Genomic DNA, 13836 nt, shown 5'->3' with positions numbered 1-13836 from the left:
TCGTCCTAGCCGAGCAGAGCGACGGCCTTGATCTGCGCCCACAGGATTTTGCCCGGCTGCACGGCCAGCTGATCGGCCGAACGGCGCGTAATGCGTGCCAGCAGTGGCGTGCCCTGGGCATTCAATCGCACCAGTACATGGGCCGGTGTGTCCGCCGCCACGACTTGCTCGACGCACGCGGGCAGCAGGTTGCTGATGCTGGTACCCTCGGCTTTTTCCAGCGCCAGGCTGACGTCGCGCGCATGCACCCGAAAGCGTAGCGGCCGGCCGATCGCTTCGTCACGCCTGGCCACCAGGACTTCACCGCCGGGGAACGCCAGGCGCGTCAGGTGGTAACTCGGATCATGTCCGGCAATCACCGAGTCGATCACCACGCCGGCATCTTCACCGAATGCGGTGGGCAGATCGAGGCGCGCCAAGGTTTCCTGTAAACGCCCCTGAGCGACCACCCGCCCTTCGTCGAGCAGCACCAGATAATCGGCTAGCCGCGCCACTTCATCCGCCGCGTGGCTGACATAAATGACCGGGATGTCCAGTTCGCCATGCAGGCGCTCCAGGTAGGGCAGAATCTCCTGCTTGCGCTTGAAGTCCAGGGCCGCCAGTGGCTCGTCCAGCAATAACAGTTCGGGGCTGGTCAGCAAGGCGCGGGCGATCGCTGCCCGTTGTCGCTCTCCGCCGGACAGCCGGTCGGGGCTGCGCCCGAGCAAATGGCCGATGCCGAGCAGTTCGATCGCCTGCCCCCAGACCACACGGCGCCGACCCTGCGCGACACGCTTCATGCCGTATTCCAGGTTGCCCTTCACCGACAGATGAGCGAACAGGTTGGCGTCCTGGAATACATAGCCGATCGGGCGTCGATGTGGCGGTACGAAGCGGCCGCTAGCCGAGTCCTGCCAGCATTCGCCGTTGACTTCAACCCGCCCTGCGGTTTTGTGTTCCAGGCCTGCCAGGCTACGCAGGCAGCTGGTTTTTCCTGAGCCGGAAGGGCCGAAAAGGGCAGAGATACCGCGGCCGGGCAGCGTCAATTCCACGTCCAGCTGAAAGCCGGGATGCGACATTCGAAGTTGTGCATGAATGCCGCCTGGTTTGTCGCTCATCTGCGTAACCCCTGCGAAGATCGGCTTCCATACAGCGCCAGCAGCACTACGAAGGAGAACACCAGCATGCCTCCGGCCAGCCAGTGTGCCTGTGCGTATTCCATGGCCTCGACGTGGTCGTAGATTTGCACCGACAGCACACGCGTTTTCTCCGGGATGTTGCCGCCGATCATCAGCACCACGCCGAATTCTCCAACGGTATGGGCAAAGCCCAGGATGCTGGCCGTGACGAAGCCAGGTCTTGCAAGAGGCAATACGACCGTGAAGAAGGTGTCCAGTGGGCCGGCTCGCAATGTCGCAGCGGCTTCCAGCGGCGCTTCACCGATGGCTTCGAAGGCGTTGTGCAACGGCTGCACCACGAACGGCATGGAATAGAACACCGAAGCCACGACGAGCCCGGCGAAGGTGAACGGCAGCGTGCCCAACCCCAGACTCTGGGTGAGTTGGCCAATCGGTCCGTTGGGGCCCATGGCGACCAGCAGGTAAAAGCCCAGCACGGTGGGCGGCAGCACCAGCGGTAACGCCACCACTGCGCTGATCGGCCCCTTGAGCCGAGAGCGCGTCCGCGCCAGCCACCAGGCTATGGGGGTGCCGATCAGCAGCAACAGCAACGTCGTGACGCCTGCGAGCTTGAGCGTGAGCACAACCGCAGCCAGGCCGATATCGTCCAACGGCATCATTTCAGGCTGTAGCCGTACGCTTTGATTACCTCGCCTGCCTTGTCACTCTTGAGGTAGTCGAGCAGCGCCTGCGCGGCTGGGTTGTCGCGACCCTGGAGCAACAAAAGGGCGTCCTGTCGGATAGGTGGATGGTAGGTCGACGGGACTATCCAGCCCGAGCCCTGGCCTATTGCACCGTTTTCCACTACCTGGGAAAGCGCGACGAAGCCGAGTTCGGCATTACCGCTGGCCACGAACTGATGCGTCTGGGCGATGTTTTCACCCTGGACCAGTCGACCCCGGGCCGACTCGGTCAGGCCGAGCTTTTCCAGTGTCGCCATGGCCGCCGCGCCGTAGGGGGCCGTTTTCGGGTTGGCGACGGCAAGGTGTCGATATGGCTGGTTGGCGAGGGCGTTCTGATCCTCGACATAACCCGGGCGGGCCGACCACAGCACCAGGGTGCCGATGGCGTACGGAAAGCGGCTGCCGCTCACGCCCAGGCCTTCACGCTCCAGTTTGGCCGGCACCGCGTCGTCCGCCGCCAGCAGCACGTCGAACGGCGCGCCGTTGCGGATCTGTGCGTACAGCTTGCCCGTCGAGCCAAACGCGAGCGCCGCCTTGTGCCCGGTGTCCCGCTCGAAGCGTTCGGCAATGTCCTGCATCGGTTTGGTGAAGTTCGAGGCGACGGCAACCTGCACTTCGGCCGCATCGCCGGCAAGGGGGAGCAGTGCGGCGGTCAGCAGCGTGGCAATCATGCGAAGGGTATTCATAATTCTCCTCAGTCCACAGCGATGATGACGTGCGACGCTTTGATCAGCGCCGTGCAAGGCATTCCAAGCGTCAATCCCAGCTCCTCGGCGCTTTCGTTGGTGATGATGGCGCCCAGGGTGCGGTTGCCCGGTAGCAGCAGCTTGACCTCACAATTCACCGCACCGGGTGTCAGGCTGCTGATGGTGCCGCTCAGCCGATTGCGCGCGCTGATCTTCACGGTTGGATCGGGCGACAGCAGCACGAAGCTGGCCTTGATCAGCGCCATGGCGGTGCTGCCGGGCGCCAGTTGCAGTTCGTCGATGGCGTCGTTGGTCAGCGTGGCGGTGATCGTTACGCCCTCACCGATATCGAGGCTGACGCTGCCATTGACTGCGCCCCTGGTGACCTGCGCGATTCGGCCGCGGAATTGATTGCGTGCGCTGGTTTTCATGGCAATGGCCCGGAGTAACTTGTCGAAGTCGTCGAACCCGTCGATGCCCTGCGCCACCTGGGCAAGAAAGCGTTCGTATTCATGCTGCATACGGCGCCAGACATGGAGCATCTCGCGGCCGAAATCCGTCAGCTGCGTACCGCCGCCCTTGGCACCGCCAGCGGCGCGTACCACCAAGGGGCGCTCCGACAGGTTGTTCATCGCATCCAGGGCATCCCACGCGGCCTTGTAGCTCAAGCCGATGGCCTTGGCCGCTCGGCTGATGGAGCCGGTCGCATCGATCTGCTCCAGCAGTTCGATGCGCTTGCCACCGAGATAGCCTTTCTCGCCACGGTTGAACCAGAGTTGGCCGTCGATGTGCAGCGGGCCGAGGGGATTTGGATCGCTCATGATCTAGCTCCAGATCGGGAAGGCCATTCTGCAAGCGCTGTATAGTTTTGTATATAGCGAAAACCGCTTCGGTGCTCACCAGTGGGAGCGGTCTTGACCGCGAAGGTCACCGCCTGGTCAGCGAGTCGGCAGCTGTCCCAAGCTCGGCAAAAAACCAGTCCTCTACTTCATCAGCGATCCGACGTTGCCGGTTTGCCGGCTCGGGAGTAGCGTGGCTCCAACCTCTCTCGGAGCATTCATATGAAGCGTTATCTGATTGCCGCCTCGCTGGTGCTCGCCACGCTGACCGGTCCGGTGCATGCGCAAGAGTGTCCAGCGCTGCTGCAGCATGAGCTGCCAAAGCTGCGCTCGAAAGACACCATCGACCTGTGCGAAGCCTTCAAGGGCAAGGCGCTGGTGGTGGTCAACACGGCGAGCTTTTGCGGCTTCGCACCGCAATTCAAGGGGTTGGAGGCTCTCTATCAGCGCTACAAGGACGAGGGGCTGGTCGTGCTCGGCGTGCCGTCAGATGATTTCTTCCAGGAGTCGGATGATGAAGCCGAGACGGCTAAGGTTTGCTATGTGGATTATGGCGTCACCTTTCCCATGACCCAGACGCAGCCCGTCCGCGGTAGCGATGCGACGCCGTTGTTCAGGGAACTGGCCGAGCAGGCAGGCGGGGCGCCGCGCTGGAATTTCTACAAGTACGTAGTCGATCGTAACGGCCAGGTAGTCGATTATTTTTCCAGCAAGGTGAAGCCTGACGATCCCGAGTTGCTAGAGGCCGTGCAGAAAGCCTTGGGTCAGTAGGGTAGGGTGCCCCGACCGAACGGTCGGGGCGGGGTGCATCAGAAGCGGTAGGTCAAGCCAGCGCCGAAGCCATGCGCGCTGTTTTCGTAGGTGGCGTTGTAGCTGTCCTGGCGAATCTTGGCGTCTTCTTCCCAGAGGTAGGAGTAGGCGAGATCGACCGTGACGTCGTCCGAGGGGTTCCAGGCCACGCCAAAGCTCACAGCCGTGCGGTCGCCGGTCGGGATGCGCGGCGAACGGTGGACGTTATTGGTCGGGCTCTGATCCATGGCCACACCGGTGCGCAGGGTCCATTCCTTGTTCAGCTTGTAGGCCGCGCCCAATGCGTAGGACCAGGTGTCATGCCAGTCCTGCTCTTCGGAGATGGTGCCGAAGTTGGCCGAAGCCGGGCCTGGGGTCACGCCCTCGTTCTGTACGACGATCGACTCCAGACGGCTCCAGCGGGTGTAGCTGGCCCCGGCATAGAGAGTCCACTGGTCGTTCAGTTCGTGGGTGATCGACAGGTCAGCCATTTCCGGTGTGGTCAGGTCAAGGCTGGCGTCATATTTGCCATAGGCACCGATCGCGCCGTAAACCGGGTCGTTGCCGCTGATCTTCGTATCGCCTTCCAGCTCGTACTCGACTTTTGAGTGGTAGGTCAGGCCCATGCGAGTGGACGGGCTGAACTCATACAGCACACCGATGTTGAAGCCAGCTGCAACATCGTCGCCTTTGATCTTGACGCGGCTGTCGGGTGCGCCGACGCGTGACGGCACGGCGCTTTCCAGCTGGCCGTCGATGCGGTTGATCGTGGCGCCCAGGCCAACGGTCAGCTGGTCATTGAAACGGTAGCTCACGGTTGGCTGGATGGTGACCACGCGCACCTCGCTGTAGTCGCCTTCGTAGCGACCCTGGAAGCCACTCTCATAGTCGGTCACCAGACCGAAGGGCGCATAGACGCCGAGGCCGAAGGTGACTTTCTCGTCCAGCGGTTTAACCCAATAGCCCATCGGGACGCCGATCGCAGGCACCATGTCGCCGTCGTTGCTGCCTGGCGCACCGCTGGCGTCCTTGATGTCAGTCTTGGCATTGATGGCGGCGACGCCGAAGGTGACTTGCTCACGCGTCAGGCGCGACATGCCTGCAGGGTTGCCGAAAACGGTCGAAGCATCATCGGCAGAAGAGGAGCGGCCTGCGAAGGAGGTGCCCATACCGCTGATGCTTTGTTCGTTCAGTGCGAAGCCGGCAGCCATGGCCTGAGTGGAAAGCGCACCTACGGCTACCGCGATCGCGGTCTTCAACCATGTTGTTTTCATTGTTGTACTCCAGGGGAAAAAGCGGCTCGGACCCTATCAACAATGTTCGATTCGCTGCAACGAGAAGAGTGCAGTTTTTCGTAAAAGGACGACGATCGGCGGCGAAAGCTTGCTGAAATTCAGCAAAAAACCGATTAGGCATTTTGTGACCGTATGGACAGGTTCGTGCGGATCCGTCATCGCTCTACGGGTCGCTGGGGATCGGTGATCCATTCGCTCCACGAGCCGGCGTACAGTTCCGCCAGCGGATGGCCTGCCAGGCAAAGTGCGAAAAGATTGTGGCAGGCGGTCACGCCGGACCCGCAGTAGGCCACCAGCCGTTCGGTTGAGGCGGTCGCAACGAGCGGCCTGAAACGTTCTTCAAGGGCTTGCGGAGAAAGGAAGCGGCCGTCTTCGCCCAGGTTGCCGTTGAAGGGCACGCACTGGGCGCCGGGGATGTGGCCGGCAACCGGATCGATGGGCTCCTGCTCGCCAAGGAAACGGGGCAGGGCGCGGGCATCGAGCAGCGTCAGGCCGGGCTGTTGCAGGTCCGCCAGTAGCTGTCGTGCATCGATCAACAGGCTGTTGTCTGGCGTGCCTTCGAAGGTCCCGGGCGCGACGACCGCCGGTTCGCTGCTCATGGGGCCCCCGGCGGCACACCAGGCCTTGAGGCCGCCGTCCAGCAGGTACACCCCGCTGCGTTTGCCGAGCCAGGCCAGCAACCACCAGGCCCTGGCCGCGAAGGCGCCGGGACCGTCATCGTAAAGCACCACTTCGCTATCGTTGTTCAGGCCTGCGGCGCGCAGGCGCTGGACCAGCTGTTCTGGCTGCGGCAATGGATGCCGGCCGGTCTGGCCGGGGATGACCGGTCCTGACAAATCCGCTTCCAGGTCCAGATAGACCGCCCCGGGGATGTGTGCCTGCTCATAGCTGCGCTTTCCGTACTGGGGGGCATCGAGGGCGAATCGGCAGTCGATGATGCACAGGTTCGGGTGCGCGAGTTGCGCGTTTAGTCGAGTGGTATCGATCAATTGAGCAAGCGCCATGGCAAGGCTCCGTTCGGATTGGATGCCGCAACGGTATCACGCGTCGTTGACGCTGCCGATGAATGCGCTGCGAATGGCGAGGCGCGATATATACTGCGCGCCTATTCGCCCGCACGCCGGTCGTACCGCCGAACAACAAGGAGGGCCTAGTGGCCATCGAAACTCAATGGGTGCTGGATGATGCGCATCTGGCCCGCCTTTGTGCCGAGTGGCGCCAGTTGCCATACGTGGCGGTGGACACGGAGTTCATGCGGGTCGACACCTTCTACCCGATCGCCGCCCTGTTGCAGGTCGGTGACGGTCGTTGCGCCTATCTGATCGACCCATTGCTGATCACCGACTGGAGTGGATTCGCCGGCTTGCTGGAAGACCAGAAGGTGGTGAAGGTTCTGCATGCCTGTAGCGAGGATCTGGAGGTGCTCTGGCGCCTGACCGGCAGTCTGCCGGTGCCCTTGTTCGATACCCAGCTCGCCGCCGGTTACCTGAATATCGGTTTTTCGATGGGCTATTCGCGTCTGGTGCAAGCCGTCTTGAACATCGAGCTGCCCAAGGGGGAAACGCGTTCTGACTGGCTCCAGCGTCCGCTGAGTGACATGCAGGAGCGCTACGCGGCCGAGGATGCTCAGCATCTGGCCGAGCTCTACGCGGCGCTGCTGCCGAAGCTGTCCGACGAAAAACGCGCCTGGGTACTGGAGGATGGTGCCGAGCTGGTCGCGAATCTCCAGCGTGAAACCGATCCCGACGAGGCCTATCGGGAGGTCAAGCAGGCCTGGCGATTGAAGCCACGGCAGCTGGCCGTGTTGCGCGCTCTGACAGCTTGGCGCGAGCGCGAGGCCAGAGCACGCAATCAGCCCCGTAATCGGGTATTGCGCGAACACAGTCTATGGCCGCTGGCACGCACCCAGCCGACCGACCTGGTCGGTTTGGCGCGCATCGACGACATGCATCCCCGTACCGTGCGGCAGGATGGCGAAACCTTGCTGGAGCTGATCCGTAGCGCGGCTTCCACGCCTGAGCAGGAGTGGCCTGAACCGCTGCCGGAGCCCTTGCCGCTCGAAGCGTCGGGACTGTTGAAGAAGCTGCGTGCGGTCGGTCAGCGCGAGGCGCAGGCGCTGGACATCGCACCGGAACTGATGGTGCGCAAGAAGGTGCTGGAAGCCCTGCTTAAAAGTGGTTACCCCGATGGCCCTTATACGCTGCCCGACTCGCTGCGCGGTTGGCGCCGCGAACGAATGGGGCAAGCCCTGCTACAGGTTCTGGAAGCGAAATCATGAAACGCATCTGCTCCATCTATAGAAGCCCGCGCAAGAACGAGATGTATCTGTACGTCGAGCGGAGCGAGGCGTTGGCGCGTGTGCCCGAAGCGTTGCTCGCCGTCTTCGGCCCCCCGGTGCATGCCTTCGACATGGTCCTCACGCCCGAGCGCAAGTTGGCGCGCGAGGACATCGCGGTCGTGCTCGACAATCTGGAGAAACAGGGCTATCACCTGCAGATGCCGCCCCCAGAGGACGACTATATCGAGCATCTGCCCGAAGAGTTGCTGCGGCGCAACGACCCGGTCTGAGTCGGCGACATTGGTCGCCTGAGAGCCCGCCACGCCATGTAGAGTGCCGCCGTGCTTGGCCGCTCGCATGGCAATGGCTAGACTCGCCATTTTCTCGAGATACCCTTTTCATGGCGGCAAAAGTCGAACCCTTCTGGAAACGCAAGTCCCTCGCCGAGTTGGACTCAGCCGAGTGGGAGTCGCTCTGCGATGGCTGCGGGTTGTGCTGCCTGCAAAAACTCGAGGACGAAGAGGACGGCAGCGTCTATTACACCCGTATCGCCTGCAAGCTGCTCGATCTGCACAGCTGCCGTTGCAGCGACTATCCGAACCGCAAGGCGAGCGTGCCCGACTGCGTTCAGCTCACCCCGGCCGACGCCGCGCAGTTCAAATGGCTGCCGAGTACCTGTGCCTATCGACTCGTGGCCGAAGGCCGGGACTTGCCCCTCTGGCACCATCTGGTCTGCGGTGATCCGGATGCGGTGCATGCCGAACGCATTTCGCAGTCCGGCCGGATGCTCGCCGAGGGAAGCGTTCCCGATGAAGACTGGGAAGACCATCTGATTTTCCGGGCCGGTTGAATCAACCTTTGGCCCTGTCGTCTTAGCACTGAAGCCCATCTGGAGCCGCTCGATGTCCCTCCGTCAGTTACCGCTGCTTGCCGTTCTGTTGCTGCTGTTCGTCGCGCCCGTCCAGGCTGCCAAGCGAGTCGATCTGGATTTCGTAATCAGATTCGTGCCCGAGCGGGATCTCGCCGAAGTCGAACTGCTGCTCGAGGACGGCAGCGCCGTCCGCTATCTGGACTTCAATCTGGGCGATGAGGGCCTGTACAGCGACTTCCAAACGGACGCAGAAGGCGCTTGGCAGGAGCAGGGGGGGCGCGGTATCTGGCGGCCGGCTGCGGGCAAAGCCCGGCTGAGCTACAAGGTGAAGGTCAGTCATCAACGCAAGAGCGGCCGTTTCGATGCCCGCATGACGGATCAATGGGCTTTGCTTCGTGGCGACGATCTGGTGCCCAGCGGTCGTCTGGACCAGCACGATGGCGTCAAGCTGGTTTCGCGACTCAGCGTCGAGCTACCGGCGGGCTGGAAAGGGGTCGAGACGGGCTGGCCACGTATCGGTAAGAACCGCTTTCGCATCGATAACCCCGAACGCCTCTTCGATCGTCCGACCGGCTGGATTCTGGCCGGCAGTCTTGGCAGCCGTCGGGCCAAGCTGGGCGAGACGGATGTGACCGTCGCAGGGCCGGTAGGCGAAGGGCTGCGGCGAATGGACATTCTCACGTTACTGACCTTTGTCTGGCCTGAAGTGCAGAACGTGTTTCCGCGCGACCCCAAGAAGCTGCTGGTTGTCGGTGCGGGCGATCCAATGTGGCGAGGCGGCCTGTCCGGCCCGAACTCGTTCTTCATGCATGCCGACCGTCCTTTGGTCAGCGAGAATGGCACCAGCTCGCTGGTCCATGAATTGGTTCATGTGTTCAGCCGAATCAGCGACGCCGATCGCAGCGACTGGATCAGCGAAGGCTTGGCCGAGTACTACGCCATCGAGCTCATGCGTCGTGCCGGCGGCATGAGCGAGGATCGCTATCAACGGGTTCGCGAGCATCTGACCAAATGGAGCCGCAAGGTCGACAGCCTGCGCACAGAGCATTCCAGCGGGCCCGTCACGGCCAGGGCGGTGCTGTTGCTGCAGGAACTCGACCGTGAGATCCGCCAGCGCAGCAAGAGTCGTCATTCGCTGGATGACGTGGCGCGCGGCCTGATGCGCCTGGACAAGGTGACAACGAAAGACTTCATCGACATCAGCGAGACCTTGCTGGGCGGTGGGTCGAAAGTGCTGGATACCCGCCTGCTGCGCTAGATGCCGTTATTGGCGCCGATGCGCGTTGCGTAAGCCGCCCCAAGCAAGGAGTCTTCATGACGCTCATCGACCTTCGTAGCGATACGGTCACCCAGCCCACCGCCGGCATGCGCGACGCGATGCTGAGTGCGCCTACCGGTGACGATGTCTACGGTGAAGACCCGACGGTCCGCCAGCTGGAGCAGGCGGTGGCTGCACGGCTGGGATTGCAGGCCGGATTGTTCGTGCCCAGCGGCACCATGAGCAATCTGCTGGCGCTGATGGCGCATTGCGCGCGCGGCGACGAATACATCGCTGGCCAGCTGGCGCACATCTACAAGTACGAAGGCGGTGGCGGTGCCATATTGGGCTCGATCCAACCGCAGCCGGTAGAAATGGAGGCTGACGGCTCGCTCGATCTGGAGCGCGTTGCCGCAGCGATCAAGCCGGACGACTTCCATTTCGCCCGCACACGCTTGCTGGCGCTGGAAAACACCATGCAGGGAAAGGTCCTGCCGCTCGACTACCTGGCGAGGGCCCGGGCGTTCACCCGTGAGCGCGGCCTGGCGCTGCATCTCGACGGTGCGCGCCTGTTCAATGCCGCGGTGAAGCTGGGGTGTAGCGCAGAGGCCATCGGCCGTCACTTCGATTCGGTATCGGTATGTCTGTCCAAAGGGCTGGGTGCGCCCGTTGGGTCGGTCCTTTGCGGTGACTCGTCATTCATCGATCGAGCGCGGCGGCTGCGCAAGATGGTCGGCGGTGGCATGCGCCAGGCCGGCGTGCTGGCGGCGGCCGGGCTATACGCGCTGGAACACCACGTGGCGCGGTTGGCGGAAGATCACCAACGCGCCCGTGCGATCGCTGAAGGGCTGGAGGCGCTGGGGTATGTGGTCGAGCCCGTGCAGACGAACATGGTCTACGTGCAGATCGGTGACCGCGCGGCCTCGCTGAAGGCGTTCTGCGCCGAGCGCGGTATTCTGCTCACCGCCGCGCCACGGTTGAGAATCGTGACCCATCTGGACGTGCTGCCCGAGCATGTCGAGCCGATCCTGGAGCGCTTCGCGGCCTTCGCCAGGACATAGGTTCGAATCGCTGTCGAATAGCTTGATTCAATCTTATTTATCCACTATGCGCGCGGCGCAGGGCCGATATAATGCGGCCCTTTGCCGGCTATCCGTTTGGATAGCTGCGAACCGGCGCCCGGTGCGTCCTGCCGTGCCGCTTTGCAGCCGCTCGGCCGCTGTCTTCTGGAAGAAAATCTATGAAAAGCGCAGAAATCCGTGAAGCCTTCCTCCGCTTCTTCGAAGAGAAGGGCCACACGCGTGTGGCCTCCAGTTCGCTGATCCCGGCGAACGACCCGACGCTGTTGTTCACCAACGCCGGCATGAACCAGTTCAAGGACTGCTTCCTGGGCCTGGAAAAGCGCGCCTACACCCGCGCCGCCACCAGCCAGAAGTGCGTGCGTGCCGGTGGCAAGCACAATGACCTGGAGAACGTCGGCTACACGGCGCGGCACCATACCTTCTTCGAGATGCTCGGCAATTTCAGTTTCGGCGACTATTTCAAGCGTGACGCGATCAGCTACGCCTGGGAGTTCCTGACTTCCGAGAAGTGGCTGAACCTGCCCAAGGAGAAGCTTTGGGTCACCGTCTACGCCAGTGATGACGAGGCCTACGACATCTGGACCAAGGAAGTCGGTGTGCCCGCCGAACGCATGGTGCGCATCGGCGACAACAAGGGCGCGCCCTATGCCTCGGATAATTTCTGGGCGATGGGTGACACCGGTCCCTGCGGCCCCTGCACCGAGATTTTCTTCGACCACGGCGAGCACATCTGGGGCGGCCCGCCCGGTTCGCCAGAGGAAGATGGTGATCGCTATATCGAAATCTGGAACAACGTCTTCATGCAGTTCAACCGCACCGCGGACGGCGTGATGCATCCGCTGCCTGCGCCGAGCGTGGATACCGGCATGGGTCTGGAGCGCATCAGTGCGGTACTGCAACATGTGAATTCGAACTACGAGATCGATCTGTTCCAGAGCCTGCTCAATGCATCGGCGCAGGCAATCGGCTGCAGCAACGACGGCCAGGCCTCGCTCAAGGTCGTTGCCGACCACATCCGCTCCTGCGGTTTCCTGATTGCCGATGGCGTGACGCCCTCGAACGAAGGGCGTGGCTACGTGCTGCGCCGCATCGTTCGCCGTGCCTGCCGGCACGGTAACAAACTGGGCGCGAAGGGCAGTTTCTTCCATCGGATCGTAGCCGCCCTGGTGGCCGAGATGGGTGATGCCTTCCCTGAATTGCGTACCCAGCAGGCGCATATCGAGCGTGTGCTGAAGACCGAGGAAGAGCAGTTCGCCAAGACCCTCGAGCAGGGACTGAAAATCCTCGAGCAGGACCTGGCCGAATTGAGCGGCAGCGTCATTCCTGGCGAGGTGATCTTCAAGCTGTACGACACCTACGGGTTTCCCGTCGATCTCACGGGTGACATCGCTCGCGAGCGCGAACTGACCCTGGATGAAGAGGGCTTCGAGCGTGAGATGGAGGCTCAGCGTGAGCGGGCCCGCTCGGCCAGTGCCTTCGGCATGGACTACAACAGCCTGGTCAAAGTAGAGGGTGACACACGCTTTACCGGCTACCTCGGGACTTCCGGGCGCGGCAAGGTGCTGGCGCTGTTCAAGGAAGGCATGGCAGTGCAGAACCTGTCCGCCGGCGAGGAAGGCGTAGTCGTGCTCGACGAGACGCCGTTCTATGCCGAATCCGGCGGGCAGATCGGCGATTGCGGCTACCTGTCCGCCGAAGGCCTGCGCTTCGATGTTCGTGACACCAGCAAGGCCGGTGGCGCGTTTCTGCATCACGGCATCCTCGATAGCGGCAATCTGGAAGTCGGCACAGCCGTCGAAGCGATCGTCGATGCGTCGGTTCGTCAGGCGACGGCGCTGAACCACTCCGCGACGCACCTGCTGCACGCGGCTCTACGGCAGATCCTCGGCGAGCATGTCGCTCAGAAAGGCTCGCTGGTCGATAGTCAGCGACTGCGTTTCGATTTCAGTCATTTCGAGGCGATCAAGCCCGAGCAGCTGAAAGCGCTGGAGGACAAGGTCAACGCCGAGATACGCCGCAACTCGGCGGTGGGTATCGAGGAAACCGACATCGAAACGGCCAAGAGCAAGGGCGCGATGGCCCTGTTCGGCGAGAAGTACGGTGAGCGGGTGCGCGTGCTGACCATGGGCGACGGCTTCTCGGTCGAGCTCTGCGGCGGGACCCACGTCAATCGGACCGGTGATATCGGTCTGTTCAAGATCGTCAGCGAAGGTGGCGTGGCGGCGGGCGTACGGCGTATCGAGGCGGTTACCGGCGAGCAGGCGTTGGCCTATCTGAACAACGCCGAGAATCAGCTGAAGGAAGCGGCTGCTCTGGTCAAGGGCAGTCGTGACAACCTGTTGGACAAGCTGGGAGCGGTGCTGGAGCGCAATCGCCAGCTGGAAAAGGAACTCGAACAGCTCAAGGCCAAGGCGGCCAGCGCTGCCGGCAACGATCTGGCCGGCTCCGCTGTCGAGGTGAAGGGCGTGAACACGCTGTCGGCTCGTGTGGACGGGCTGGATGGCAAGGCGTTGCTTGCACTGGTCGATCAGTTGAAGAACAAGCTCGGCAGCGGGGTGATCCTGCTCGGCGGTGTGCTGGATGAAAAGGTCGTGCTGGTATCCGGCGTGACACAGGATATCAGCGCACGTTTCAAGGCCGGTGATCTGATGAAACAAGCGGCTGCGGCGGTGGGCGGCAAAGGCGGCGGTCGTCCGGACATGGCCCAGGGCGGCGGCACCGACGTCGGGCGGCTTGACGAGGCGCTGGCCCTTGTTGCGGCGTTCGTCGAGCAGCGCGCGTAACGAGACGGCGACAGGCCGCTCAGTCTTCTCCCCGGGTGGCAGGCGTATCGATGAGGCACCACGGGCCGGGCGGTTCGCTTGCTCGGTCCAGGCATGGTGCTTGGGTTGTTTGTTT

At 62.7% G+C, this 13836-nt stretch carries 13 protein-coding genes; 7 read left to right on the top strand and 6 right to left on the bottom strand.

Annotated features, from left to right (window positions below; translation table 11 throughout):
* Positions 1-5: 5 nt before the first annotated feature.
* From modC to KCX70_RS14120, 4 genes are read right to left on the bottom strand one after another with little or no spacing between them, the layout of a single operon-like run.
* Entirely contained in the window at positions 6-1097 is a 1092-nt protein-coding gene (gene modC / locus KCX70_RS14135; protein ID WP_212617931.1) for a molybdenum ABC transporter ATP-binding protein, read from the bottom strand.
* Positions 1094-1774, bottom strand: a complete 681-nt coding sequence (gene modB / locus KCX70_RS14130; protein ID WP_212620348.1) for a molybdate ABC transporter permease subunit — start codon at positions 1772-1774, stop codon at positions 1094-1096. Before modB ends, modC begins: the two co-directional genes overlap by 4 nt.
* Positions 1774-2526 (bottom strand): molybdate ABC transporter substrate-binding protein, encoded by a 753-nt coding sequence (gene modA, locus KCX70_RS14125; RefSeq protein WP_102852141.1) that lies wholly within the window; start codon positions 2524-2526, stop codon positions 1774-1776. The genes modB and modA overlap by 1 nt, the downstream gene beginning before the upstream one ends.
* An 8-nt stretch (positions 2527-2534) precedes the next feature.
* The gene (locus KCX70_RS14120; RefSeq protein ID WP_212617930.1) at positions 2535-3347 is read right to left on the bottom strand and encodes a TOBE domain-containing protein; all 813 of its coding nucleotides are present in this window, start codon (positions 3345-3347) and stop codon (positions 2535-2537) included.
* A gap of 240 nt (positions 3348-3587) precedes the next feature.
* Between KCX70_RS14120 and KCX70_RS14115 the strand changes: the two genes are divergently transcribed.
* Positions 3588-4136, top strand: a complete 549-nt coding sequence (locus KCX70_RS14115) for a glutathione peroxidase (protein ID WP_212617929.1) — start codon at positions 3588-3590, stop codon at positions 4134-4136.
* A gap of 38 nt (positions 4137-4174) precedes the next feature.
* On the opposite strand, the gene KCX70_RS14110 is transcribed toward KCX70_RS14115, so the two are convergent.
* Together KCX70_RS14110 and KCX70_RS14105 are read right to left on the bottom strand one after the other, a co-directional pair.
* Positions 4175-5428, bottom strand: coding sequence for an OmpP1/FadL family transporter (locus KCX70_RS14110; protein ID WP_212617928.1), 1254 nt, complete (start codon positions 5426-5428; stop codon positions 4175-4177).
* A 176-nt stretch (positions 5429-5604) separates the two neighbouring features.
* Positions 5605-6453 carry a sulfurtransferase gene (locus KCX70_RS14105; RefSeq protein ID WP_212617927.1) on the bottom strand — a complete coding sequence of 283 codons (849 nt, stop codon included), beginning with the start codon at positions 6451-6453 and terminating at the stop codon, positions 5605-5607.
* 149 nt (positions 6454-6602) lie between these two features.
* On the opposite strand from KCX70_RS14105, the gene rnd reads away from it, so the two are divergent.
* The 6 genes from rnd (at position 6603) to alaS (ending at position 13721) form a co-directional block, all read left to right on the top strand.
* Positions 6603-7727 carry a ribonuclease D gene (rnd, locus tag KCX70_RS14100; protein WP_212617926.1) on the top strand — a complete coding sequence of 375 codons (1125 nt, stop codon included), beginning with the start codon at positions 6603-6605 and terminating at the stop codon, positions 7725-7727.
* The gene (locus tag KCX70_RS14095) at positions 7724-8017 is read left to right on the top strand and encodes a YcgL domain-containing protein (RefSeq protein WP_021208465.1); all 294 of its coding nucleotides are present in this window, start codon (positions 7724-7726) and stop codon (positions 8015-8017) included. The genes rnd and KCX70_RS14095 overlap by 4 nt, the downstream gene beginning before the upstream one ends.
* 110 nt (positions 8018-8127) lie before the next feature.
* Positions 8128-8577: a YcgN family cysteine cluster protein gene (locus tag KCX70_RS14090; RefSeq protein ID WP_102852136.1), complete on the top strand. Its 450-nt coding sequence runs from the start codon at positions 8128-8130 to the stop codon at positions 8575-8577.
* Positions 8578-8629: 52 nt separating this feature from the next.
* Entirely contained in the window at positions 8630-9856 is a 1227-nt protein-coding gene (locus tag KCX70_RS14085; protein WP_212617925.1) for a hypothetical protein, read from the top strand.
* Positions 9857-9912: 56 nt separating this feature from the next.
* Positions 9913-10917, top strand: a complete 1005-nt coding sequence (ltaE, locus tag KCX70_RS14080; RefSeq protein ID WP_212617924.1) for a low-specificity L-threonine aldolase — start codon at positions 9913-9915, stop codon at positions 10915-10917.
* Positions 10918-11096: 179 nt separating this feature from the next.
* Positions 11097-13721 (top strand): alanine--tRNA ligase, encoded by a 2625-nt coding sequence (alaS, locus tag KCX70_RS14075; RefSeq protein WP_212617923.1) that lies wholly within the window; start codon positions 11097-11099, stop codon positions 13719-13721.
* Positions 13722-13836: the final 115 nt, after the last annotated feature.

The organism is Stutzerimonas stutzeri (assembly GCF_018138085.1).
GTDB classification, from domain to species: Bacteria; Pseudomonadota; Gammaproteobacteria; order Pseudomonadales; family Pseudomonadaceae; genus Stutzerimonas; species Stutzerimonas stutzeri_AI.
The sequence above is the reverse complement of the archived record's forward strand: the minus strand, read 5'-3'. Positions and strand labels throughout refer to the sequence as shown.

Excerpts from the sequence above, each read along its gene's own strand:
- modC (WP_212617931.1), bottom strand. The coding sequence starts at position 1,097 with ATGAGCGACAAACCAGGCGGCATTCATGCACAACTTCGAATGTCGCAT.
- modB (WP_212620348.1), bottom strand. The coding sequence starts at position 1,774 with ATGCCGTTGGACGATATCGGCCTGGCTGCGGTTGTGCTCACGCTCAAG.
- modA (WP_102852141.1), bottom strand. The coding sequence starts at position 2,526 with ATGAATACCCTTCGCATGATTGCCACGCTGCTGACCGCCGCACTGCTC.
- KCX70_RS14120 (WP_212617930.1), bottom strand. The coding sequence starts at position 3,347 with ATGAGCGATCCAAATCCCCTCGGCCCGCTGCACATCGACGGCCAACTC.
- KCX70_RS14115 (WP_212617929.1), top strand. The coding sequence starts at position 3,588 with ATGAAGCGTTATCTGATTGCCGCCTCGCTGGTGCTCGCCACGCTGACC.
- KCX70_RS14110 (WP_212617928.1), bottom strand. The coding sequence starts at position 5,428 with ATGAAAACAACATGGTTGAAGACCGCGATCGCGGTAGCCGTAGGTGCG.
- KCX70_RS14105 (WP_212617927.1), bottom strand. The coding sequence starts at position 6,453 with ATGGCGCTTGCTCAATTGATCGATACCACTCGACTAAACGCGCAACTC.
- KCX70_RS14095 (WP_021208465.1), top strand. The coding sequence starts at position 7,724 with ATGAAACGCATCTGCTCCATCTATAGAAGCCCGCGCAAGAACGAGATG.
- KCX70_RS14090 (WP_102852136.1), top strand. The coding sequence starts at position 8,128 with ATGGCGGCAAAAGTCGAACCCTTCTGGAAACGCAAGTCCCTCGCCGAG.
- KCX70_RS14085 (WP_212617925.1), top strand. The coding sequence starts at position 8,630 with ATGTCCCTCCGTCAGTTACCGCTGCTTGCCGTTCTGTTGCTGCTGTTC.
- ltaE (WP_212617924.1), top strand. The coding sequence starts at position 9,913 with ATGACGCTCATCGACCTTCGTAGCGATACGGTCACCCAGCCCACCGCC.
- alaS (WP_212617923.1), top strand. The coding sequence starts at position 11,097 with ATGAAAAGCGCAGAAATCCGTGAAGCCTTCCTCCGCTTCTTCGAAGAG.